General features: G+C 69.5%; 18 protein-coding genes. 11 read left to right on the forward strand and 7 right to left on the reverse strand.

Features of this window, described 5'->3' with window-relative positions; all coding sequences use genetic code 11:
* The first annotated feature begins 13 nt into the window (after nt 1–13).
* Genes JOD31_RS13355 through JOD31_RS13365 form a run of 3 tightly spaced genes read left to right on the forward strand, consistent with a single transcriptional unit; the run spans nt 14 to nt 2000 of the window.
* The gene (locus JOD31_RS13355; RefSeq protein WP_204950832.1) at nt 14–1186 is read left to right on the forward strand and encodes a PepSY-associated TM helix domain-containing protein; all 1173 of its coding nucleotides are present in this window, start codon (nt 14–16) and stop codon (nt 1184–1186) included.
* Nucleotides 1183–1695: a thiamine pyrophosphate-binding protein gene (locus tag JOD31_RS13360; RefSeq protein ID WP_204950833.1), complete on the forward strand. Its 513-nt coding sequence runs from the start codon at nt 1183–1185 to the stop codon at nt 1693–1695. The genes JOD31_RS13355 and JOD31_RS13360 overlap by 4 nt, the downstream gene beginning before the upstream one ends.
* Nucleotides 1692–2000 carry a hypothetical protein gene (locus tag JOD31_RS13365; RefSeq protein WP_204950834.1) on the forward strand — a complete coding sequence of 103 codons (309 nt, stop codon included), beginning with the start codon at nt 1692–1694 and terminating at the stop codon, nt 1998–2000. The genes JOD31_RS13360 and JOD31_RS13365 overlap by 4 nt, the downstream gene beginning before the upstream one ends.
* Before the next feature lie 74 nt (nt 2001–2074).
* Here the strand turns inward: JOD31_RS13365 and JOD31_RS13370 are convergent, their stop codons facing one another.
* The 3 genes from JOD31_RS13370 to JOD31_RS13380 form a co-directional block, all read right to left on the reverse strand.
* Nucleotides 2075–4243 carry a TonB-dependent siderophore receptor gene (locus JOD31_RS13370; RefSeq protein ID WP_204950835.1) on the reverse strand — a complete coding sequence of 723 codons (2169 nt, stop codon included), beginning with the start codon at nt 4241–4243 and terminating at the stop codon, nt 2075–2077.
* A gap of 386 nt (nt 4244–4629) precedes the next feature.
* Nucleotides 4630–5907, reverse strand: coding sequence for a HAMP domain-containing sensor histidine kinase (locus JOD31_RS13375; RefSeq protein WP_204950836.1), 1278 nt, complete (start codon nt 5905–5907; stop codon nt 4630–4632).
* The gene (locus tag JOD31_RS13380) at nt 5907–6596 is read right to left on the reverse strand and encodes a response regulator transcription factor (RefSeq protein WP_204950837.1); all 690 of its coding nucleotides are present in this window, start codon (nt 6594–6596) and stop codon (nt 5907–5909) included. Before JOD31_RS13380 ends, JOD31_RS13375 begins: the two co-directional genes overlap by 1 nt.
* Nucleotides 6597–6807: 211 nt before the next feature.
* Here JOD31_RS13380 and JOD31_RS13385 point away from each other — a divergent pair, with 211 nt between their 5' ends.
* Genes JOD31_RS13385 through JOD31_RS13400 form a run of 4 tightly spaced genes read left to right on the forward strand, consistent with a single transcriptional unit; the run spans nt 6808 to nt 14032 of the window.
* A complete protein-coding gene (locus tag JOD31_RS13385; protein ID WP_204950838.1) occupies nt 6808–7884 on the forward strand; it encodes an efflux RND transporter periplasmic adaptor subunit in 1077 nt (358 codons plus the stop codon).
* The gene (locus tag JOD31_RS13390) at nt 7881–10979 is read left to right on the forward strand and encodes an efflux RND transporter permease subunit (protein WP_204950839.1); all 3099 of its coding nucleotides are present in this window, start codon (nt 7881–7883) and stop codon (nt 10977–10979) included. Before JOD31_RS13385 ends, JOD31_RS13390 begins: the two co-directional genes overlap by 4 nt.
* Nucleotides 10980–11027: 48 nt before the next feature.
* A complete protein-coding gene (locus JOD31_RS13395; RefSeq protein ID WP_204950840.1) occupies nt 11028–12170 on the forward strand; it encodes an SEL1-like repeat protein in 1143 nt (380 codons plus the stop codon).
* Complete coding sequence (locus tag JOD31_RS13400; protein ID WP_204950841.1) at nt 12155–14032, forward strand: tetratricopeptide repeat protein; 1878 nt, start codon at nt 12155–12157, stop codon at nt 14030–14032. The genes JOD31_RS13395 and JOD31_RS13400 overlap by 16 nt, the downstream gene beginning before the upstream one ends.
* 219 nt (nt 14033–14251) lie before the next feature.
* Here the strand turns inward: JOD31_RS13400 and JOD31_RS13405 are convergent, their stop codons facing one another.
* From JOD31_RS13405 to JOD31_RS13420, 4 genes are all read right to left on the reverse strand, one after another.
* Nucleotides 14252–14545 (reverse strand): hypothetical protein, encoded by a 294-nt coding sequence (locus tag JOD31_RS13405; RefSeq protein ID WP_204950842.1) that lies wholly within the window; start codon nt 14543–14545, stop codon nt 14252–14254.
* Nucleotides 14546–14705: 160 nt separating this feature from the next.
* Complete coding sequence (locus JOD31_RS13410) at nt 14706–15461, reverse strand: DeoR/GlpR family DNA-binding transcription regulator (RefSeq protein WP_204950843.1); 756 nt, start codon at nt 15459–15461, stop codon at nt 14706–14708.
* Between the two features lie 64 nt (nt 15462–15525).
* A complete protein-coding gene (pdxA, locus tag JOD31_RS13415) occupies nt 15526–16527 on the reverse strand; it encodes a 4-hydroxythreonine-4-phosphate dehydrogenase PdxA (protein WP_204950844.1) in 1002 nt (333 codons plus the stop codon).
* Nucleotides 16524–17816 (reverse strand): four-carbon acid sugar kinase family protein, encoded by a 1293-nt coding sequence (locus tag JOD31_RS13420; protein WP_246482500.1) that lies wholly within the window; start codon nt 17814–17816, stop codon nt 16524–16526. The genes pdxA and JOD31_RS13420 overlap by 4 nt, the downstream gene beginning before the upstream one ends.
* Before the next feature lie 337 nt (nt 17817–18153).
* Here JOD31_RS13420 and JOD31_RS13425 point away from each other — a divergent pair, with 337 nt between their 5' ends.
* The 4 genes from JOD31_RS13425 to JOD31_RS13440 are packed head-to-tail and all read left to right on the forward strand — an operon-like array spanning nt 18154 to nt 22509.
* Nucleotides 18154–18987 (forward strand): IclR family transcriptional regulator, encoded by an 834-nt coding sequence (locus JOD31_RS13425; protein WP_204951414.1) that lies wholly within the window; start codon nt 18154–18156, stop codon nt 18985–18987.
* Nucleotides 18984–20114, forward strand: coding sequence for an iron-containing alcohol dehydrogenase (locus JOD31_RS13430; protein ID WP_204950845.1), 1131 nt, complete (start codon nt 18984–18986; stop codon nt 20112–20114). Before JOD31_RS13425 ends, JOD31_RS13430 begins: the two co-directional genes overlap by 4 nt.
* Before the next feature lie 38 nt (nt 20115–20152).
* Nucleotides 20153–21082 (forward strand): dihydrodipicolinate synthase family protein, encoded by a 930-nt coding sequence (locus JOD31_RS13435; RefSeq protein ID WP_204950846.1) that lies wholly within the window; start codon nt 20153–20155, stop codon nt 21080–21082.
* A complete protein-coding gene (locus JOD31_RS13440; RefSeq protein ID WP_204950847.1) occupies nt 21079–22509 on the forward strand; it encodes an FAD-binding oxidoreductase in 1431 nt (476 codons plus the stop codon). The genes JOD31_RS13435 and JOD31_RS13440 overlap by 4 nt, the downstream gene beginning before the upstream one ends.
* Nucleotides 22510–22552 lie beyond the last annotated feature (43 nt).

Consider the following 22552-nt stretch of genomic DNA (forward strand, 5'->3'; position numbering starts at 1 on the left):
GGCGCAATTTCGCATGGCCCACGCTCCTTCGTCCCGACGCCTGTGGTTCGTCGCGCACAGCTGGTTGGGCCTGCCCATCTGGGGGTTCCTGTTCTTCGTCTGCCTGACGGGCTCCATCGCCACGATCAGCCAGGAGATCATGTGGCTCGTCGACCCCGCGACGCGGGCGAACCCGCCGTCCGCCGACGCCCGCCCGCTCGGCTATGACGAGGTGATGGCGCGGATCGCGGAGCAGCGGCCGGGCGCGCGGCTCCACGAGATGACTCAGCCGGTGAAGCCGGAGTTCGCGCTGATCGTCGAGGCGGCGACGCCCGACGGCGAGACGCGGACCTTCTTCGTGAACCCCTACGACGGGACGATCCAGGGCGAGCAAGGCTGGTTCGATTTCCGCGCCTTCATCCGCGCCCTGCACGGCTGGCTGCTGACGCCGTTCGACGGCGGCTACGCGATCGGCTGGTACGCTGTCTCGGCGCTCTCCATCCCGCTGATGGGCTCGCTCGTCACCGGGATCGTCGTGCACAAGAAGTTCTGGCGGCTCTATCTCCGGCCGCGTCTCCGGCTCTCGAAAGGCCGCCGCGTGTTCTGGGGCGATCTCCACCGGCTCGTCGCGGTCTGGTCGATCCCGTTCATCGCGATCATGTCGACCACCGCGCTGTGGTTCCTGATCGAGGCGATCCTATACGCCAACGCCGTGACCGTGGCGCCCGTCAGGCCGCCGCTGGTCATCGCGCGGGAGGCCGCGCCGAACGTGGCGCGAAGCGAGGCGCCGCCGGAGCCCAGCATCGACGCCGCGATCGCGGCCATCCGCGCGAAGCACCCGGACTTCGCGCCGGGCTACATCGAAGCGCCGGAATCGGCCTATGGCCATGTCACGGTTTACGGCCGCGGCGCCTACCCGCTGATCTTCGAGGAGGCCAAGGTCAACCCCTATTCGAACGAGGTCGCACAGTCGCGCATGGTCTCCGACCGCACCGCGCTCGAGCTCGTGACTGAGAGCATGCGCCCGCTCCATGTCGGCGACTTCGCCGGGCTCTGGCTGAAGCTCGTTTACTTCCTGTTCGGCGTCCTGCTCACAGGCCTGGTGTTCTCCGGCATGATGATCTGGGCGAAGCGCACCGCCGGCGCCACCAGGGCGCTGGTGCGCGACATCCGGGTCGCCGGCCCGTTTCCGGAGCCCGCGGAATGATCGCGCTCCCCGGAGGCCGGCGCCGCTGGCGGTTTCATGTCTGCGCCCTGATGCTGCTCGTGCCGATCGGCTTCGCGCCCGGCTACTTCCAGCGGCTCGACCTCGAGGGCGGCGCCGTCGGGCTCGGCGAGCGGGAGATCGGGGTGCTGCGGCTCGGACGCTGGAAGGCGCGTCTGGCCGAACTCGACCTCGGCCCGCCTGTGATCGAGGGGGCCGCCGGGCCGATCAAGACCTTCACGCTCGCGCTCGAAGGCGCAGCGATCGACGAGGTACGGGCGGCCTACGCCAAGATCGGCGAGCCGCGCTCGATCCGCTCGGCCGGCGCGCTGTTCGCCGGCGCGCCCTACCGCCAGATGGCGGGGGTGGCGGCGCCGGAGACAGCGACCGGCGACAGCGAGCTCTGGCTGACCTTCGAGGGGTGGGACGGATCGATCGAGCAGACGTCGCTGCCGCTGGCCGACGCCTCGCCCTCGACGGTCGCGTGGCTCGCCGGGCGGCGCCGGCGATGACCCGCGCGCCCATCGTCGGGCTCGTCGCCGCGCTCACAGGGACGACGCCCGCCCTTGCGGACTATCCCTTTTGCCTATGCCGCAAGCAGGCCGACGCCATCGTCTGCCGCGCCGGCTTCTCCGACGGCGAGACCGCCGAAGGAGCCGCGCTGGAGGTCGTCGCGGACGACGGAACGACGCTCTCGCGCATGAGGTTCGGCGCGGATTCGACGCTGTCGTTCAAGCCGCCGACGGGCGGCTATTACGTGCTGTTCGACGCCGGTCCCGGCCTCTCGCTCGAGATCGACCCCCGCGACATCCGCTGACGTGGCTCACCGAGCGCTCTCAAACGCCGCCAATAGACGAACCCCGCAGAGGCCAGCGCGGCGCCCCGCGACGATTACCAGCGGTAGCGCAGGCTGGCGATGACCTGCCGGCCCTCGTCGCGGTAGCAGAAGCCCTCCTGACAGGTGGTGACCGTCTTGTCGAAGAGGTTGCGGGCGTTCAGCTGCAGGCTTGCGCCCTTCAGCTTCGGATCGATCCGTTCGAGCTGCAGCTTCGCGACCGCGTCGAACAGCAGGGACGACTTGTTCTTGAAGCTGTTTTCGTTGTCGGCCCAGGTTTCGCCGGTGTACCGAGCGCCGCCGCCGAGACTCAGACCGTCGAGCGCCGTGTCGGGCCGGAAGTCATAGGTGACCCAGAGCGATGCCGAATGGGCCGGGATCGCCGAGGGGCGGTTGCCGGTGGTGCTCGTTGGGATGGGGTTCTCGGGCGTCGCTTCGCCCACGTCGCCCTTCACGATCTTCTGGTCGAGATAGGCGTAGGCGGCTGTGAAGGACAGGCCGTTGTCGAGGGAGCCGGTGGCCTCGAGCTCGAAGCCCTTGGCGGTCACCTCGCCGATCTGCTTCGTGATCTGCCCGACAGTCTGCACCATGTTCTTCTGCGTGATGTCGAACACAGAGGCGGTGACGACCGCGTTGTAGCCCGGCGGCGCGAACTTCACGCCGGCTTCGACCTGCTCTCCGGTCGTCGGCTTCAGGGGCTCGACGAGCCCGTAGGTCGTCACGCCGAGCGTGGAGGCGAACGACGTCGCATAGCTCACATAAGGGCTGATGCCATATGGCCCGAGGTAGGTCAGGCCCGCCCTTCCCGTCAGCTTCTTGTCAGGCTGCGTCAGCTCGTCTGCCTCGTAGCCGTTTGCTTCCGTCGGACGAATGAAGCTCTTTGTCCTCACCCAGTCGTGCCGCAGGCCAAGCGTCGCCACGAACTGGCCGAGCTTCAGCTGGTCTTGCGCATAGAGGCCGACCTGCCTCTGCTTCTGCCGCAGGTTGGTGTCGGTGTCGTCCGGTGAGTAGATGTGGCCGCCGTACTTGATTGGGTCGAGCGGAAGCGGCGACACCCACTCGGGATGATCGGTCGAGCTCGCGCTGCCGGTCTTGTCGGTGAGGTCTGCGTATTGAACGTCGACGCCGGCGAGCAGCGTGTGGCCGATCGCGCCCGTCGTCGCCTTCAGCTCGACCTGGTTGTCGAGCGCGAAGGAGTCGAGCCGGTCGGCGATGGCGCCGGCGGTGCGGCCGACCTCTGTTACGCCGGGCGTTATCGCGCCTGTGTCGATGTCGATGTACTCCGCGTCGACGTCTATATGCGCGTAGCGGAAGTTCTGGCGGAAGGTCACCGCGGGCGAGAACGTGTGCTCGAACTCGTAGCCGAGGCGAGCCTGATCCTGCAGCATCGCGTTGAACGACGGATCGCCCGACAGAATCTTCGTGACATGGGCGTGCCCGTCCACAACATCGTTGTAATAGGCGAGGTTTGTGCCCGTCTTGATGTGGGAATACTCCGCCAGAAGCGTGAACTTGGTGTCGTCGCTCTTCCAGGTGAAGGCGGGCGCGATGTAGACCTTGTCGTCCGGCACGCCAGGGAAATCGGTCTCGCTCTTTCGGAACAGGCCGGTGAAGCGATAGGCGAAGGTCCCGTCCGCCCCCGCCGGCCCGCCGAGGTCGAACTGCCCCTGGTAGCGGTCGTTGTTGCCGAACTGGCCTTCCACCTCGCCGAACGGCTCGAAGGTCGGGCGCTTCGTGGTCATGTCGATGACGCCGCCGGGCGACCCGCCGCCGTAGAGCGCCGAGGCCGGCCCCTTGAGAATGCTGACGCCCTCGAGGCCGTAGGGCTCGGCCTTGAAGATCGCGAACGGCGCGTTCTGCTCCCGCAGGCCGTCGCGGAACAGGCCGCCATAGGTCTGGTCGAAGCCGCGCACGAAGAAGCTGTCGAACCGCGGCTCGAAGCCGGAGGTGTTGGTGCGCACGCCGGCCGTGTAGTTCACGGCGGCGGTCAGACTCTGGACGTTGCGGTCGTCAAGCTGCTGGCGGGTGACAGTCGAGATCGACTGCGGAACCTCGGCCAGCGGCGTCTGGGTCTTCGCGCCGACGACGCTGCTTTTGGCGACGTAGCCCTCGGCCTTGATCGGGCTTTCGGGATTGGAGCCCTGGGCGCCCTGCCCCACGACGTCGATCTCGGGCAGCGCGACCGCCCCGCCGCTCTCCTGCGCCAGCCCCGCCGACGCCGCCATTGCGCCGCCGCCGAGCCCTACGACGAGCGCAGCCGCCCACGATCGCGCGCGCCCCGGCGCCCCCGTCCCTACCGTTCCAAGCATGCGAAACACCCCGACTGAACGGGAGCGTTAGACACTCACGAAATCGTCAGGTCAAATTTTGTAGTGTTTCTGTAATTAGAATTATTATGAATAATGCCATCTCATCTGCCTTGAGACAGCATCATCCGCCACGACGCCCCGTTGGACATAACGTCTACCGCTCGGAAACTTCCAATCTTTCGTTTCCAAAGGCCTGTCCTGAACCTGCGCGGCTCCGCACGATCGGCAATTTTGGGAACGTCGCCAGCCCGCCCCCGCGCCAGTGGCTGGCGGAATCGCCGCGCCAGCAAACGCAGCCAGCCTCAGGCGCCGTTCCGTGCAGCCTCGTTGCGGGGGATCGACAGCGTCACCGTCAGTCCTCCGGCGTCTGCGACGGCGGCGTCGGCGCGTCCGCCATGGCGCTCGATCGCCTGTTTCGCGATCGCGAGGCCCAAGCCGAAACCCTCCGCGTCCGCCTCGGCCCCGCGGGAGAACGGCTGGAAGATGCGCTGAAGCTCCGACGGCTTTACGCCCCGGCCCTCGTCCGTGACGCGGATGAGCAGCGTGTCGCCCGCCACCTCGGATCGGACCATCACCCGCGATCCGTCGGAGGTGTACTTGATCGCGTTGCGGATGACATTCTCGATGGCCCGGTAGATCAGTTCGCCGTTCACCTCGGCCACGAACGACGGGGCGCCGTCGTGGGACACCCGCACGCCGCGCGACTCGGCTTCGAAAACGGCGTCGGCCACGATGTCGTTGATCAGGTCCAGGACGTCGATCCGCTGACGCGCGATTGCGCTCTTCGACCCGTCCGACAGCCGCGCGAGGGTGAGGATCTCGCCAACGAGGCTGTCTATCCGATCCACCTCGCGGCCCATGCGGTCCATCATCGAGCCGAGTTTGCCCGGGTTCTGCTGAAGCACGCCCATCGCGGCCTGAAGCCGCGAGAGCGGCGACCGCAGCTCGTGCGAGACGTCGTGGAAGAGGCGTCGTTGCGTTCTTTGAAAATCCTCGAGCCGAGCGGCGCTCGCGTCGAGATCGTGCGCCAACTCCGACACCTCATCCCGCCGGCCGCCCATCTTGTCGGCGATCCGGACGTCGAAGCGTCCATGCGCCAAGGCGTTCAAGCCGACCCTTATATCCACCACGGGACGGATGAGGTGACGCGCGAGACCGTAGGCGGCCGCGGCGGCCGCGAGGAGGGCCGACAGCCACGGCAGGAGCTTCGGCCAGATCTCGGCCACGACGTCCGGGACGTCCCATCGCGCGCTGATCCGGTGACATGCGCCGCCGCGCACGACCGCCCGCTCGTCCGGCTTCGCCGTCGCGCAGGCGTCCGCAACGCCGCTCGGCGCGATGGTGAGAGCCACCGGGTTCGGCATTTGGGCGGCCAGGGCGACAAAAGCGTCCGCCGCCCCCCTCCCGTCGCGTTCAAGCAGGCGGGCGGCGGCGTCCAGGGCGAACTCCCGGCGACCCCGTTCGACCTCCCGCAAGAACGGCGAGATCTGGAAGACGGTGTTGAAAGCGAACAGCACGACGATCGAGGCGGTGATGCAGATCCAGATGGTGAAGAAGAACTTCCAGAACAGGCGGCGCATCACCGATCCTGCAGCAGCTGGTAGCCCTGTCCGCGCACCGACTGGATCCAGGGCTGACCATCGTCACGGGCGCCCAGCTTTTGACGGACGCTGCTGATGTGAACGTCGATCCGGCGGTCGAAGGCGGTCAGCGGCCGCCCAAAGGCGCGCCGGGAGATCTCCTGCTTTGAAACGAGCCGACCAGCGTCTCGCGCGAGGACCTCGAGCAGGCAGAATTCGGTTCCGGTCAGCTCCAGCGGTTCGCCCCGCCACTCCACGGTCCTGCCAGCCGGACGCATGGTCAAGGATCCGGCCCGCACGACCTCGGAGGCCGCATTGGGCGCGACCTTCGCGGCCCGTCGCAGGATCGCGCGCAGCCTCGCCGCCAGTTCGCCAGGAGAACAAGGCTTCGGCACGTAATCGTCGGCCCCGAGGTTCAGACCGGCGATACGGTCGGCGTCGTCGCCTTTGGCGGTGAGCATGAGCACAGGGACCTCGCTCGAGCGTCGGATGCGCTGGAGCACCTCGATCCCATTCATCTTCGGCATCATGACGTCGAGCACGACGATATCGACCGCATTCGAGATCGCGAGGCCGACCGCGGCCCGGCCATCCTCCGCCGTCGACACGTCGAAGCCCTCCTCGACCAGATACTCCTTGAGCAGCGTGGTGAGCTCGACATCGTCGTCGATCAGCAGAACCCGGTCCATTCCGCAGATCCGTTACCTGGGCAGATCCGATACTTGGCCAGCAGAGCCTATACCGCATGAACGATCGCCCGGACACCCGATTTTACCGAACTTTACATTGCCTTGACAGCGCTTAACGCCGAGCGGCGCCATGTTCGCCCGGACGTTCGAAGTCGGCTGGAAGGCCGGCGCGCGCCCCGATCAAAACCGTCAAGGCCGCAGGAGCCGTTCGATGAAGCGCGCCATCGTTCTCAGCGCAGCCGCCGCCTTGCTCGTCGCCGCGGCGACCTGTGAGCTGGCGAGCGCGCAGGACGGCCAGGCCGCGGCCGCCCTGACGGTCTCCACCGTGAAGCCCTTCGAACGCCGCTGGGCCGAGACGGCGCCCGCGAGCGGCTGGCTGAAGCCGTGGCAAGAAGCGATCATCGCCTCGGAGGCCAGCGGGGTGCGGATCACCGACGTCCTCGTCGATGTGGGGTCGGTCGTCGCGAAGGGGCAGCCAGTGGCGCGGCTCGCGCAGGAAACCGTACTGGCGGACCTCCGAAAGCAACGGGCTGCGATCGAGACGGCGCAGGCGAACCTCGCCAAAGCCAAGGCCAACGCCGACCGCGCCCGGAGAATGCGCGGCAGCGGCGCGCTGTCCGAGGAGAAAATCGCGGACTACCTCAACATCGAGCAGACCGCGGCGGCGAGCCTCAAGTCCGAGGAGGCCGCCCTCGAGAGTCAGCAGATCAAGGTCGATCAGACGACGATCACCGCGCCCGACGACGGTTTCGTCACGTCTCGCTCGGCGCAGCTCGGGACGGTGGTGTCTCCGGGCACGGAACTCTTCCGCTTCGTCCGCCAAAGCCGCGTCGAATGGCAGGCGGAGGTCTCCGCGCGCTACCTGCCGAGGGTCGAGCGGGGCTTGGCGGCGTCGATCGCCGGCCCCGACGGGCGAAGGATCGCCGGCGAGGTGCGACTGGTCGCTCCTTCGGTGAGCGCCGACACGGGCCGCGCGATCGTTTACGTCTCGCTCTCGGGCGAGGACCGCCCGAAGATCGGCCTCTATGCGACGGGAGAGATCGAGCTTCGGACGACGGATGCGCTCACCGTGCCGGAGACCGCGCTCATGTTCCGGGACGGCCTCACCTATCTGTTCGTGCTCCATCCCGATCGCCGCGTCCGGCGGATACGCGTCGAGGTCGGCCGCCGCACTGGCGGCGAGGTGGAGATCCTGTCCGGCCTCGACCGCTCTGCGGACGTCGTGAAGTCCGGCGCCGCGTTCCTGTCCGACAACGCGGTCGTCAAGGTCGAGGGGGAGGTTCCATGAATTTCTCCGCCTGGTCGATCAAGAACCCGGTCCCGGCGATCCTTCTGTTTGCGCTGCTGACCGTCCTCGGGCTGCTCTCGTTCGAGAAGCTCTCGGTCCAGAACTTCCCGGACATGGACCTGCCGACGATCAAGATCGCGGCGACCCTCGAGGGGGCCGCCCCGGCGCAGCTCGAGACCGAGGTCGCGCGCGTCATCGAGGACAGCTTGGCCTCGCTGACGCTGCTCGACCACATCACGACGACGATCACGGACGGCTCGGTCTCGATCAGCGCATCCTTCAAGCTCGAGAAGGCCAGCGAGGAGGCGCTGAACGAGGTTCGCAACGCCGTCGACGGCGTGACGGCCGAACTCCCGGCGCAGATGGTCTCGCCGAGCGTGACCAAGGTCACCGTCCAGAACGCGGCCCTTGTGACCTACGCGCTCCGCTCGAGCCGGCTCGATGAAACCGAGCTCTCGTGGTTCGTCGACAACGATATGACGAGGGCGCTGCTTTCGGTTCCGGGCGTCGGCGCGGTCTCTCGGATCGGCGGCGTGGACCGCGAGATCCATCTCGACCTATCCCCGCAGGTGATGGGCTCGCTCGGGATCACGGCCGAGACCGTCTCCTCCCGCCTGAACGCGGTCCAGTCCAACACCTCCGGCGGGCGCGCCGAGGTGGGCGGCGGCCGCCAGTCGATCCGCACGCTCGGCGCGGTCGCCACGCTGGACGAGCTGAAAGCCATCGCCATCCCGCTCCCCAGCGGCAGACAGGTGCGTCTCGACGAGATCGGCGAGGTCCGGGACGGTCACTCCGACCGCGCCTCGCTTGCTTATCTCGACGGACGGCCCGTCGTTGCGGTCGAGGTGAAGCGCTCGAACGGCTTCTCGGACACGGCGGTCGCGGCGCAGGTCGAGCAGGCGGTCAGGCAGTTCGCGTCCGCCAATCCCGACGCGCAGATCGAGACCGCCTTCAGCACCGTCGGGCCGATCGTCGAGAACTACGACGCTTCGATGGAGATGCTTCTCGAAGGCGCCGTGCTCGCCGTCGTCGTGGTCTGGCTGTTCCTGCGCGACTGGCGGGCGACCTTGCTGTCCGCGGTCGCGCTGCCGCTGTCGGTCATCCCGACCTTCCTCGTGATGCATCTTGCGGACTACAGCCTCAACACCGTGACGCTTCTCGCGCTGTCGCTCGTCGTGGGCATCCTGGTCGACGACGCCATCGTCGAGGTCGAGAACATCGCGCGCCACATCCAGATGGGGAAACGCCCAATGGAGGCGGCGCTGGAGGCGGCCGACGAGATCGGCCTCGCAGTCATCGCCACCACCTTCACGCTGGTCGCCGTCTTCCTGCCGACGGCGTTCATGAGCGGTATTCCCGGCCTCATCTTCCGGCAGTTCGGCGTGACGGCCTCCGTCGCGGTTCTGGCCTCTCTGCTCGTCGCCCGGCTGCTCACCCCGATGATGGCCGCCCACATGATGAAGGGGCGCCCTGTCGAGCAAAGGGACGGCCGGATCATGACGGCCTATATGGCGCTGATGAAGGGCTGCCTTGGCCGCCGGAGGCTGACGATGCTCGGCGTCTGCGTGTTCCTCGGCCTCTCGCTGTCGATGGTCCCGCTCCTGAAGTCCGGTTTCATCCCGGCCTCCGACACGTCGCAGACGCAGGTGACGCTGACCCTGCAGCCGGGCGCCACGATCGAACAGACCGACGAGATGACGCGGCGGGCCTCGAAGATCCTCCGCGCGGTCCCGGACGTCACCGGTGTTTTCGCGGCCGTCGGGAACACGTCCTCCGGCGGAGGGCTGGACGCCTCCACGATCGCCGATGTCACGGCCGCGACGCTGACGGTCGACCTGACCCCGATCTCCGAACGTGACCGCAAGCAGTTCGAGATCGAGAACGACATGCGGCGCGCGCTCGCCGCCCTGCCGGGCGTGCGCTTCGAGATCGGCAAAGGCGGCAACGGGACGAAGCTCGACATCACGCTCGCGAGCGACGACGCCGACGCGGTCGACGCCGCCGGCGCGGCGGTCGAGGAGCAGTTGAGGACGCTTCGGGGGATCGGGGCGGTCACCTCCAGCGCGGCGCTGCAGGCGCCCGAGATTCAGATCACCCCCGATTTCGCGCGCGCCGCAGCCCTCGGCGTCACGTCGGAAGCGATCTCCGAGGCGGTCCGGGTCGCCACGAACGGCGAGTATTCGGTCTCCATGCCGAAATTCAATCTGCCGCAGCGCCGCCTTTCGATCCGTGTTCGGTTCGACCAGCAGACCCGCACGACGCTTGCCGACATCGCCAACCTGCGCGTCAGCGGCGCGAACGGAAGCGTCGATCTCGGCTCGATCGCGGACATCTGGATCGGCGGGAGCCCTTCGAAGATCAACCGCATCGACCGCGCTCGGAACGTAACCCTCTCGGTCGAACTCAACGGGCGCATCCTTGGCGACGTCTACGGCGAGGCGCGCGCCCTCCCGGCGTTCAAGACCCTTCCTCAGGGGGTGAGGCTCGTGGAGCAGGGGGAGCTTCAACGCAGCTCCGAGCTGTTCTCGAGCTTCGGCGTCGCCATGGCGATCGGCGTGTTCTGCATTTACGCCGTGCTGGTGTTGCTGTTCCACGACTTCCTTCAGCCCGTGACGATCCTGACGGCCTTGCCGCTGTCCCTCGGCGGGGCGCTCATCCCCCTGGTCGCGACCGGCACAAGCTTCTCGATGCCGGCCGTGATCGGGCTGCTGATGCTGATGGGGGTCGTCACCAAGAACTCGATCCTGCTGGTCGAATACGCGATCATGGCCCGCCGCGCCGGGATGGACCGGTTCGAGGCGCTGGTCGACGCCTGCCACAAGCGTGCGCGGCCGATCGTGATGACCACCATCGCGATGGGCTGCGGGATGCTCCCCGTCGCCATGAGCCTCAGCGGCGGCGACTCGAGCTTCCGTCAGCCCATGGCCGTCGTGGTGATCGGCGGCCTGCTGGCCTCCACATTCCTTAGCCTCCTCGTGATCCCGGTGATCTTCACCTTCGTCGACGATCTCCTCGAGTTCCTGAAGCGCCTGGCTGGGGTTGGAGGCGGAAAATCTGCTACAGGCGTACCCGCGGCGCCGCAGCGTCGCCTATGATCGCGCGTCGCCAGGGGGATTCATTTCCAAGCTCAAATGTCCCGGCTCATGATCATCTGTCCGGCCATGTGGCGCGTGGCGCCCGTGGTCTTCGCCCTCCTGCTGTGCCTTTGCCAACCGTCCCTTGGCGGTGACGGCGCGGATCTTCGCCGGCGCGCCGAGGCGGGCGACGCCGCAGCTTTGTTCGAGCTGGGGAAGGCCTATCAGACCGGCGACGGCGTCGGGCGCGATCAACGGCGCGCGCTCGGCTATTATGAGCGGGCCGCGGCCCTGGATCATTGGCCCGCCGTGAACAATCTCGCCGCCGCCTTCGAGCGTGGCGACGGCGTCAAGGCCGACCCGAGCCGCGCCGAAGCCCTGTATGCGCGGGCGGCCGCCGCAGGCCAGATGGTGGCGCAGTACAATCTCTCGGCTCTTCTGTTGAAGAGGCAGGCCGGCTCCGAAACCGACGCGCGCGCCGCGGCTCTGATGCGTCAGGCCGCCGAACAGGGGCACATCAACGCCCAGATCGCCCTCGCCAGCCTTCTCCAAAGCGGGCGCGGCGTCGACGCGGCCCCTGAAGCCGCGCTGGACTGGCTGCGCAAGGCTGCGGCGACCGGCTGCGCGCCCGCGCGGACCGCGCTCGCATATGCGTATCAACGCGGCGTGGGCGCCCCTGCCAATCTGACCGCTGCGATCGCGCTCTATCGCCAGGCGGCCGAAGCGGGCGACGCCACGGCGCAGTACAATCTCGGCCTCCGCTACGCGCGCGGCGAGGGCGTGGCGCGCGACGACGCGGTCGCGCTCCAATGGTTCGTCAAGGCGGCGGATCAGGACTTCCCGCACGCCCTCAACGCGCTTGGCGTGTTGTACGAGCGCGGCACGGTCGCGCCGCAAAACCACGCCGAGGCCCTGCGGCTTTACCGGCTCGCCGCCGAGCGCGGGAACGTCGACGGGCAGACCAATCTCGGCATAGCCCTGCGCGACGGCGCCCATGCGCCGGCGGACCCCGCCCAGGCCGCGATGTGGCTGACGCTGGCCGCCGCGCAGCCGGCCGGCGACGCCGCGCGCGCGGCGCTGGAGAGGCTGCGTCAGACGATGCCGCCGGCCCGTTTGCGCAAGGCTCAGGAGATGGCCGGCCGCTGGCGGCCCCGCCCGCCGGCGCGCGGCGGCGTTACGGCGACGGAGGCGCAGGGATGTCCGAACGGCTGACGCTGACCGGGCGCCTCGCCGCACTGGCGGCCTTGTTCGTCTCGGTGATCGCGAGCGGACAAGCCCAGGCTCAGGTCGGCCGTGACGCGCGCAACTGCTTCGCCGTCTCCGACGAGGCGCGGCTCTGGAAGCATTGCCGGGCGGCGGCCGCCAACGCGCGCGAAACCCCGACCGTGCGGGCGCGGGCCCATGGCCGGCTCGCCGATCTCTTCCGCGCGCGCGGCGATCAGGAACGGAGCATCCAGGAACTCAATGCGGCGATCGCCCTCGATCCCGACAATCTGCGCTACGTGTCCAACCGCGCGGTGGCCTACTCTTACAAGGGCGAGCGCGAGCGTGCAATCGCCGACTATGGCCAGATCATCGCGCGCGATCCGAAGAATTCGCTGCATTACTTCAATCGCGGCGTCGATTACGCCGACGGCGGCGAACTCGACCTCGCCATCTCGGACTTCACCCAGGCCATCAAGCTGAAGGCGGATTTCTTCGAGGCCTACGACAACCGCGGCGCCGCCCTGTTCCTCAAGAAGGATTTCGCCGGCGCGGCCGCCGATTTCGACAAGGCGATCGCGCTCGCGCCGACGTTCGCCAACGCCCGGTACAATCGCGGCGTGCTCCTGACCGAGCAGAACAGGCTCGACGAGGCGCTCAAGGATTTCGATGAGGCGGTCCGGCTCGCGCCGCAGGATCCCAATGTTCATCTCAAACGCGGCAAGACGCTCTGGCTGAAGGGCGAGACGCAGAAGGCCGTCTCCGAGTTCACCCAGACGCTTCAGGTCGCGCCCGGATCGGCCGAGGCGCTGCAGCTGCGCGCCCAGGCGATGCTGCGGCTGGACGACCCCGCGCGCGCCGTAACGGACTACACTCTCCTGCTGCGCCTGCGCCCCGACGACGTCTCCGCCTATCTCGGCCGTGCGGAGGCCTATCGTCTCGCCGGCGATCTGCCGCGCGCCCTGCTGGACCTGGACGACGCGATCAAACGCGCGCCGGCCAATCCGCATCCGCTCGCCGAACGCGCCCGGGCGCGCCTCGAACGCGGCGATCTCGACGGGGCGGCGGCCGACAGCGAGGCGGCGCTGGCGCTCGATCCGAATTCCGCCGCTGGGCTCTCCGTGCGGGGCGCCGTGCTGGCGGGACGCGGCCAGCCGGGCGACGCGCTGAAGAGCCTGGACAGAGCCGTCGCCCTGGCGCCGGACAGCGAGGACGCGCGGCGTCGGCGCGCCGAGCTGCTGGCGAAGCAGGGCGAGCTCAGGCTGGCTCTCGGCGACTACGACGCGCTGATCGCACGGAACCAACGCGAACCCCGGCTCTACTGGTCCCGCGCGTTCGTCCATGCCCGGCTCAGCGAGTTCGACCGCGCGGTCGGCGATCTCGATCAGGCGATGCGGCTGGACGCCGGCAATCCCGGCGCAATGCTGTTCGAGCGCGCCAAGTTCAAGCGGCTGAAGGGAGATGCGCAGGGCGCGCTTGCGGATCTGAGCGCCGTCATCGACATCGGGCAGGCCCAGCTCGGCCCCGCCTTCTTCGAGCGCGCGACGCTTCGGGCCCGCGCCGAGGACTACGCCGCTGCCCTCGGCGACATCGATCAGGCCCTGGCGCGCGGCGTCGACGACGTTCGCGCGCACAACCTGAAGGGCTGGGTCCTGGTCAAGCTCGGCCGCGCCGCGGATGCGCTCTACAGCGCGGACCTCGCCCTTTCGAAGGACCCGCAGGCCGCGTTCGCCCATGACACCCGCGCGCATGCGCTCGAAGCCCTGGGACGGCGCGACGAGGCCATCGGCGCCTACAGGCGCGCGCTCGAGCTCGATCCCGCCGAGGACGAAGCCCGCGCCGGGCTGAAGCGTCTCGGCGTTGAAGACTGACCCTCGAATGGGTTCGGCGAGGCGGTCGAGCGCGCCGCGTCGCGAGCCTTCTGCAAACAGCCCGCCGCTCGCCTCACGATCCGCCGCCGAGCGCCCGCGCCGTCAAACGCGCGAGCCGTCGTAGGGGGCCATGGCCGAGGCGGCTATCGAGCCGCGCGAACAGAAAAACCCGCCGTTCGGCGGGCTTTCGCGTTTGACGGCCAGTCGCGAGGCCTGCGCTTACCTGCAGACTTCGATCGTGCGGGTGCGCCGGACGCCTCGGCTGTCGCGAAACCTCTGCCGCTCGAGCCGGCAGCGCTCGCGGGACGACTCCGCCATAGCGGCTCCGGCGGCGAGTCCCAGAATGCCGACGCCAGCGATCGCCGCGGCGGTGCGGCCGCCGTCATGATGATGACCGTAATAGCCGTGGCGATAGCGCCAATGATCCGCCTGCGCCGCGACGGGAGCGAAGGTCAGGCCGATGAACGTGGCGGACAGCGCGACGGCAGAGGCGCGGAAGCTTAGCGACTTCATAGGATACCCCCTTGAAAATGAGCCGAGTTCCTTAATAACCAAAAGATCACGTGAATCAAGGTTAGCTGGCGTAGCATTTGGGACAGACTTTCGGCTGCGCGACGGCGCCGACGCCGTCCTCCCGTGTCCGGCGCCCAGCTCGCCGAAGCTGGGCGCGCGTTCACGCCGCAACGATCGCTGTCGCCCCGTATCCCTCGAGGTTGGCGACTTGCTCCCGGTCCGCATGCTGGTCGGTGACCAAGGTCCACGACGCCGGGAGCGCCGCCCACGCGGACTGGTCGGCGCGGCCGAGCTTGGCCGCGTGGGCGAGCACAACGACCTCGCGCCCTTGCTCCATCATCAACGACTTGAGCGCGACCTGATCCAGGCTCGCCTCGCACAATCCCCGACCCGCGACCACACCGTCGGCGCTCATGAACACCCGGTCGGCGGTGATGCGGCGCATCGCCTCCATGGCGAGCGGGCCGACCGAACCCATGCTGGTCGGCCGCACCGCGCCGCCGAGCACCACGAGTTCGACGCCCGGCGCCTCCGCGAGCATCGACGGCAGCACGAGGTTGTTGGTGACGACCCGGACGCGGCGGCCCCGGAGCAGTCGCCCGAAGGCCGCGACCGTCGAACCGGCGTCGAGGATCAGCGTGTCGCCGTCCTCCACGAGCGCGAGCGCGGCGCGCGCGATGGCGCGCTTTTGCTCCCCATAGGTCGCAAGCCGTTCGCCGAGCGACGTTTCGGACGCAGGGCTCGCGAGGATCGCCCCGCCGTAGGTGCGGCGGACGGCGTTCTCGTCCGCGAGCCGCTGAAGGTCGCGGCGCACGGTCGAGGCCGACACCTCGAAGCGCCGGGCGAGATGCTCCACGTCCGCCTCGCCGGCCTTCAGGGCCTCCAGCAACAGCGTCCGGCGTTCCTTGCTGCGCATCGGCGTCGATTCCTCGTCGGAGCTCGTCCCCTGGATAGCCGTCTCCGAAGCGGCCGGCGAGACCTCAGGCCGCGAGCCGCTTCGGGGCGAGCTCCGCCGCCTGCCGCAACGCCTCGACGAGGCTGCGCTCGTCGGCGATCCCCTTCCCGGCGATGTCGAAGGCCGTGCCGTGGTCGACCGAGGTCCGGATCACCGGCAGGCCGACAGTGATGTTCACGCCGGCTTCCAGACCCAGCACCTTGATCGGGCCATGGCCCTGGTCGTGGTACATGGCGACGACCATGTCGTAGTCGCCCCGTCCGGCCAGGAAGAACAGCGTGTCGGCCGGCAGCGGGCCGCGGACGTCCCAGCCCTTGGCCGTGGAGGCCTCGATCGCGGGGCTGATCTTCTCCGCCTCCTCCCCGCGGCCGAACAGGCCGTTTTCGCCGGCGTGGGGGTTGATGGCGCAAACGCCGATCTTCGGATTGGCGATCCCTGCCTTCACCAGCACGTCGTGGCCGCGCGCGATCACGCGTTCGACGAGGCCGGGCTCGATCTTCGCGATCGCATCCAGCAGGCCGATGTGCGTGGTCACGTGGATCACGCGCAGCTTCGGCGAGGTCAGCATCATCGACACCTCCGGCGTGCCGGTGAGATGCGCCAGCAACTCCGTGTGGCCGGGATATTTGTGGCCGGCGGCGTGCAGCGCCTCCTTGGTCAGGGGCGCCGTGCAGATCGCCTGGGCGAGGCCGGCCTCGACCACCCGCACCGCGGTCTCGACGTAGCGGTAGGCCGCCTCCCCCGCGATCGGCGACATCTTGCCGAAGGGCAGATCCGCCGGGACGATCTTGAGATCGACGCACTGCACGGCGGTCGTGTCGAAGCGGGCCTCGGCGGCGTCGGCGAGCGAGGCGACATCGAGGTCGACGCCGACGATCCGTCCCGCAGCCCGCAGCCGCACGGCGTCGCCGATGACGAGCGGCTCGCACAGCGCGTGCGTCTCGGGCTGCGCGAGGGCTTTCATGATGATCTCCGGCCCGATGCCGGCGGGATCGCCCATGGTGATCGCGATGGTGGGGCGGCTCATGACGGAACTCCGTGAGTGCGGGCGGCGCGCAGGCGCGCAGCGATGCGTGTGAGGGTGCCGTCGTCGCCGAAGGCGCCGGCCTTCGTGACGACGGGGACGACAAGACGTCCGAGCGCGAGGCCGTAGGCCACGCCGGGCTCGAGCTCGTCGAGCAGGCGGATGCCGTTGACGCCAAAGCGCGACAGCAGCGCCGCGGCGGTCTCCCCGCCGGTCGCCACGAAGGCGCCCATGCGGTCGGCCGCGGGCGCAAGCGCGTCGGCCAAGGCGTCGACCAGCGCGGCGCCGATCGCGAGGTCGGGGGCGTCGCCCATCACGATTTCGACCAGGACGTCCTGCCCGGCCTCCAACGCCGCCGCAGCGCGACCGCCGAACGCGGCCCGCGCGGCGGGATTCCGCAGCAGCGCCTCGGGCGTGACGGGGGCGTGGACGACGGCGCCCGAGGCCGCGAGCCGCCGGGCGCCCGCGCGGGAGACGGCGGCGAGCGAGCCCACCACGATCAAGGCGCCGCGCGTCGTCGGCTGCGGCCCGGGCGCCCCGATTTGTCCCGCCTCGCCGAGCGACGCCAGAGCATGGGCGAGGCCTGCGCTTCCGCTGAAGAACGCGGGCGTGGCGAGGGCGAGGGCCGCCTGCGCGATCCGGCGCAGATCCTCGTCCGTCTCCGCGTCGCACGCCGCGATCCCCTCGCCCGCGGCTGCGACCGCGTCCAGAGCGGCCGTCAGCGCCGAGCCGCCGGCGCGCACGATGGCCAGGGGCACGACGGTGGCCGCAAGCCCCGCGGTCGCGCAGACGGCCGGCAGATTGGCGCTGTCGTAGCTGTGCTCGCGGCGCCAGACCTCGGCTTCTTCGAGCGGGCGGCCTGCGACGAGGACGTGGCCGTCGAGCGTCGTACGTCCCGCGGCCGGAAAGGCCGGCGCGAGGACGCCGAGCGAGCCGCCTGCGGTCGCCGCGAGATGCCCCGACACCGCGGCGATTTCGGCCGCCGGGTGGCCGCGAAGGGTGGAGTCGATCTTCTTGAACAGGCGCTGGCCCGGCGCGTCGAGCGCCATGAGAAGTTCGCCATGACGGCGCGCGGCCTCGGCGGCGTCCACGCCGCGGCTGCCGACGTCGTAGGCGAAGACCGGCGGCCGCGCCGCCGCGTCAGGCCAGGATCCGCCCCAGCCGACCGCCGCCCCAACGCCCCGACGCGCGAAGGCGATCGCGCAGTCCGCAGCGCCGGTCAGGTCGTCCGCGAGGATCAGCCAGCGCTCCGTCATGCCCCGCAACGCCGATCCGCGCAGGCGGTCCGCCAAGCTCGCGCCAGACGGCCGGCTATCCTGGTCGCGAAAAACCCCATGACCTCTCCTCGGGCGGCGGGGCGCCGACAAGCTCCCGCGGCGGACGAGCGCGGCTGCGCGCTGCCCCCAGCGGATGCTCAATCTGCGCATATTGCGCATATCGTCAACCAAAATGCGCATAACGCGCGAAATCTCTTTGACTCCACTCTAAACTCGCTCTTACACTTGGATAACGAACAAAAGATCGGATACCGATCAACTCGATTGCGCCATGATCGGCGCGCGGCTTTAGGGAGGCCGGAGTGCACGACCGAAACGTCCTGGGGCGCGCGCCGACGGGAAACGGCGCGTGATGGTCGCGTCCGGCGACCAGCCCGCCGACAATCCGAAGAACTTCGTCGGCAGCGTCGCGAAGGTGTTCCAGGTGCTGAAGGCGTTCGGACCGGACCTGCCCGAACTCACGATCGCCGAGGCGGCGGCGCGCTCGGGCCACGACCGCGGCACCGCTTTCCGCCTCGTCCACACGCTCGCGAGCCTCGGCTATCTCGCAGCGGTTCCGGGGACGCGAAAGTTCCGGCTGACGCTGAAATGCCTGGAGCTCGGGTTTTCCGCTTTGGCCGCCCGCGACCTGCCGTTTCATGCACTGCCGCTTCTGCGCGAGGTCGTTCCGGAGGTCTCGGACTCCGCGTCGCTCGGCGCGCTCGACCGGGGCGACGTCGTCTATCTCCAACGGGTGGAGCATCCCGGCGCCCAACCGCTCAGCCGCCGTCCCGGCAGCCGGACCGGCGCCTACGCGGCGGCGATCGGACACGCCCTCCTCGCCTTTCTGCCGAAAGATGCGCAGATCGCGCATCTCGAAGCCGCCCCGCGGGTCAAGCTGTCCGAGCGGACGGTGACCGATCTCGACGGTCTCCTCGCGAAGCTCGAGGACATCCGCCGGCGCGGCTTCGCGGTGTCGGACGGTGAGAACGCCTATGGGCTGCGGACCGTCGCCGCTCCCGTCTTCGACGCCTCCGGCGCGCCCGTCGCCGGCGTGAGCCTTACGATCAACGCCGCGCGCATGGAGGTCGACGCCTTCGTCGCCGCGGCCGCGCCGCACGTCCTGCGGATCGCAGGCGAACTCAGCGACGCGGCGCGCCTGTCGCTCGATGCGATTGGCGTCGCCCACCAAGGATTCCGGCCATGACCGCGCAGCTTCATTCCATCGAAATCCTGCGTCCAAACCGGATCGAGTTCGGCTCCGGCGCGATCGCGTCCGTCGCGCGCTATGCGGCCGAACGGGGCTTCGTGCGCCCGCTGGTGGTCGCCGACGCGTTCAACGCCGCCCGCGTCGACCGGCTCGGCCTCGCCGGCGAGATCGCCGTGTTCGGCGAGGTGAAGCCCGAGCCGGACCTGCCGAACCTCGAGGCGGCGCTGGCCCGCGCTTCGGAAGCGCGGCCGGACGTCGTGATCGGCTTCGGCGGCGGCAGCGCCATGGACCTCGCCAAGCTCGTCGCGGTGCTGCCCGGCAGCGGCCAGACGCTCAAGGACGTGGTCGGTCCCGAAAAGGTGCTCGGACGCGCCGTCGGCCTGATCCAGGTCCCGACCACCGCCGGCACCGGCTCGGAGGGCGGCACGCGCGCGCTGGTTACGGATCCGGAGACGCAGAACAAGCTCGCCGTGCAGAGCCGCTTCATGCTGGCCGATCTGGCGGCGGTCGACCCGGACCTGACCATGACGGTCCCGCCGGCGGTCACCGCCGCGACCGGGGTCGACGCCATGGCCCATTGCGTCGAGGCCTTCACCAGCCGCAAGGCGCACCCGATCATCGATCTCTACGCGCTCGAGGGCGTGCGGCTCGTGGGCCGCTTCCTGGCCCGCGCGGTGGCCGACGGCTCCGACGGCGAGGCGCGCGCCGGCCTCGCGCTCGCCTCGCTCTACGGCGGCTTCTGCCTGGGCCCGGTGAACACCACCGCCGGCCACGCCGTGGCCTACCCGCTCGGCGCCCGGCATCACATCGCCCACGGGCTCGCCTGCGCGCTGATCTTTCCGCACACGCTCGCTTTCAACGCGCAGGCCTCGGCCGAGAAGACCGCCGCCGTGATCGACGCGCTGGGCGCGCGGCCGACGACCGACCCCGCCGGCGTGTTCGAGGCGGCCTACGGCTTCTGCGAACGCCTCGGCGTCGAGATGCGGCTGTCCGCGCTCGGCGTGCCGGAGAGCGACTTCGAGACGATGGCGACGGAGGCTCACGGGATCCGGCGTCTGCTCGACAACAATCCCCGCGACATGAGCCGCGACGACATCCTCGCGATCTACCGCCGCGCCGCCTGACGGCGCCGGAACAGACCAGAACCATGACGGGAAACGCCATGTCCTCCGCTTCCGCTCCGCGCGGCGTCTATTGCGCCGCCCTCACGCCGCTGAAGGCCGATCTCGCGCCGGACCTCGACCTCTTCCTCGCCCACTGCCGCTACCTGCTCGACGAAGGCTGCGACGGCGTCGCGCTGCTGGGGACCACCGGCGAGGCGAACTCCTTCTCCGCGGCCGAGCGCATGGCGATCCTTGAGGCCGCCGTCGAAGGCGGCATCGCCCCTGGAAAACTGATGCCGGGCACCGGCGTGGCCGCGCTGACCGAGACCGTCGCCCTCACCCGCCACGCGCTGTCGCTCGGCGTAACCGACGTCGTGATGCTGCCGCCGTTCTACTACAAGGCGGTCTCCGACGACGGCCTGTTCGCCTCCTACGCCGAGGCGATCGAGCGCATCGGCGACGCGCGGCTGAGGGTCGTGCTCTACCACATCCCCCAGTTCTCGGCCGTGCCGATCCCGCAGGCGGTGATCGAACGCCTGATCGCGCGCTATCCCGGCACGGTGGTCGGGATCAAGGACTCGTCCGGCGACATCGCCAACATGACGACGATGCTGGAGCGATTCCCCGGCTTCGCGGTGTTCCCGGGCGCGGACCCGCTGATGCGCGCGCTGCTGCCGATCGGCGCCGCAGGCTGCATTACGGCCACTTCGAACCTCGTGGCGCGCGACCTCGCCTTCATCTACGCCCACCACGCCGACGCGACGAGAACCGCCGAACTCGACGCCGCGCAGGCGCGCGTGGAGGCGATGCGGACGCTCGGCTCCCGCTTCCCGCAGATGGCCTCGATGAAGGCGCTCACCGCGCACCGCACCGGCGACGCCGGCTGGCGACGTCTGCGTCCGCCCCTGACGTCGCTGACGGCGGAGCAGGAGGCGACCATCGCCGCCGCGCTGCCGTTCCCCAGCCGGCTCGCGAGCGTCGCGGCGTGACGCCGGAGACCGCGGTCGAGGCGCTCTCGGCCATCGTCAGCGCGGCCTACGTCGTCGGCCCCGACGGCGACCAGGAACCCTATGTCGTCGACTGGCGCGGGCGCTACCACGGGACCGCGCTCGCCGTCGTGAAGCCGGCGACGACCGCGGAGGTCTCGGCCGTCGTGCGCTGGTGCGCAGCGAACGGCGTCGCGATCACGCCCCAGGGCGGCAACACCGGGATGTGCGGCGCGGCGACCCCGCTCGGCCCCCGCCCGCAGATCGTGCTGCGGCTCGACCGCCTCAACAAGGTGCGCTGGACGAGCCGGCTCGGCGACGCCATCGCCGTCGACGCCGGCTGCGTCCTGGCGGACGTGCAGGCGGCGGCGGAGAGCGTCGACCGGCTGTTCCCCATGAGCCTCGGCGCCGAAGGCAGTTGCCAGATCGGCGGCAATCTCTCGACCAACGCCGGCGGCACCGCCGTGCTGCGCTACGGCACCATGCGCGAGCTGACGCTTGGCCTCGAGGTGGTGCTGCCGGACGGGGACGTGCTGTCCTCCATGACGAGCCTGCGCAAGGATTCGACCGGCTACGACCTCAAGCAGCTGTTCATCGGCGCGGAGGGGACGCTCGGGATCATCACCGGCGCCGTGCTGAAGCTGTTTCCGCGGCCGCGCGGGCGGGCGGTCGCGATGGCGAAGCTCGACGCGATCGAGGACGCGCTGAGCCTGCTGGCGCTCGCCCGCGCAAGCCTCGGCGAACGCCTCGGCAGCTTCGAGATCATGTCGCGCGGCCAGATCGAGGTGATCGCCGAGAACGTCTCCCACCTCGCGATCCCCTTTGCGCTCGACAGCGCGTTCTACCTGCTGATCGAGCTGGTCGATACGCTCGAGGGCCAGGACCTCGCAGGACTTCTCGAGGGCCTTCTCGGCGAGGCCTTCGAGAGGGGGCTGGTGACCGACGCGCTTGTGGCCTCGTCCGAGACCCAGGCCGAGGCGCTCTGGAAGATCCGCCACAGCGTGTCGGAAGGCTCGAAGCGCGCCGGCTACGTCATCAGCCACGACAGCGCCGTGCCGCTCGACGCGCAGGCGGAGTTCGTGACGCGGGTGACCGCGCGCATCGCCGAAACGCGGCCGGACGCCCGCATCGCGCTCCACGGCCACATCGGCGACGGCAACATCCACGTGCTCGCGATCATTCCGGGCGTCGCCCCGGATCAGGCCGACGCCATGAAGGACGTCGCCGCGGCGATCAACAGCATCGTCGACGAGGAGACCGCCGCGCTGAACGGCTCGATCAGCGCCGAGCACGGCATCGGCGTGGCGAACCGCGAACGGCTCGCCCGCGTGGCGGATCCGCTCGAACTCGCCTGGATGCGGAAGGTCAAAGCGCTGTTCGACCCGCAGCAGCTCATGAACCCCGGAAAGGTGCTCACGCCGGACTCCTGAGCCCCGGCCGCCGCCCGATCCCCAAGCAAAAAACGACCCGTCC

This window comes from Methylopila capsulata (genome assembly GCF_016907975.1).
GTDB classification, from domain to species: domain Bacteria; phylum Pseudomonadota; class Alphaproteobacteria; order Rhizobiales; family Methylopilaceae; genus Methylopila; species Methylopila capsulata.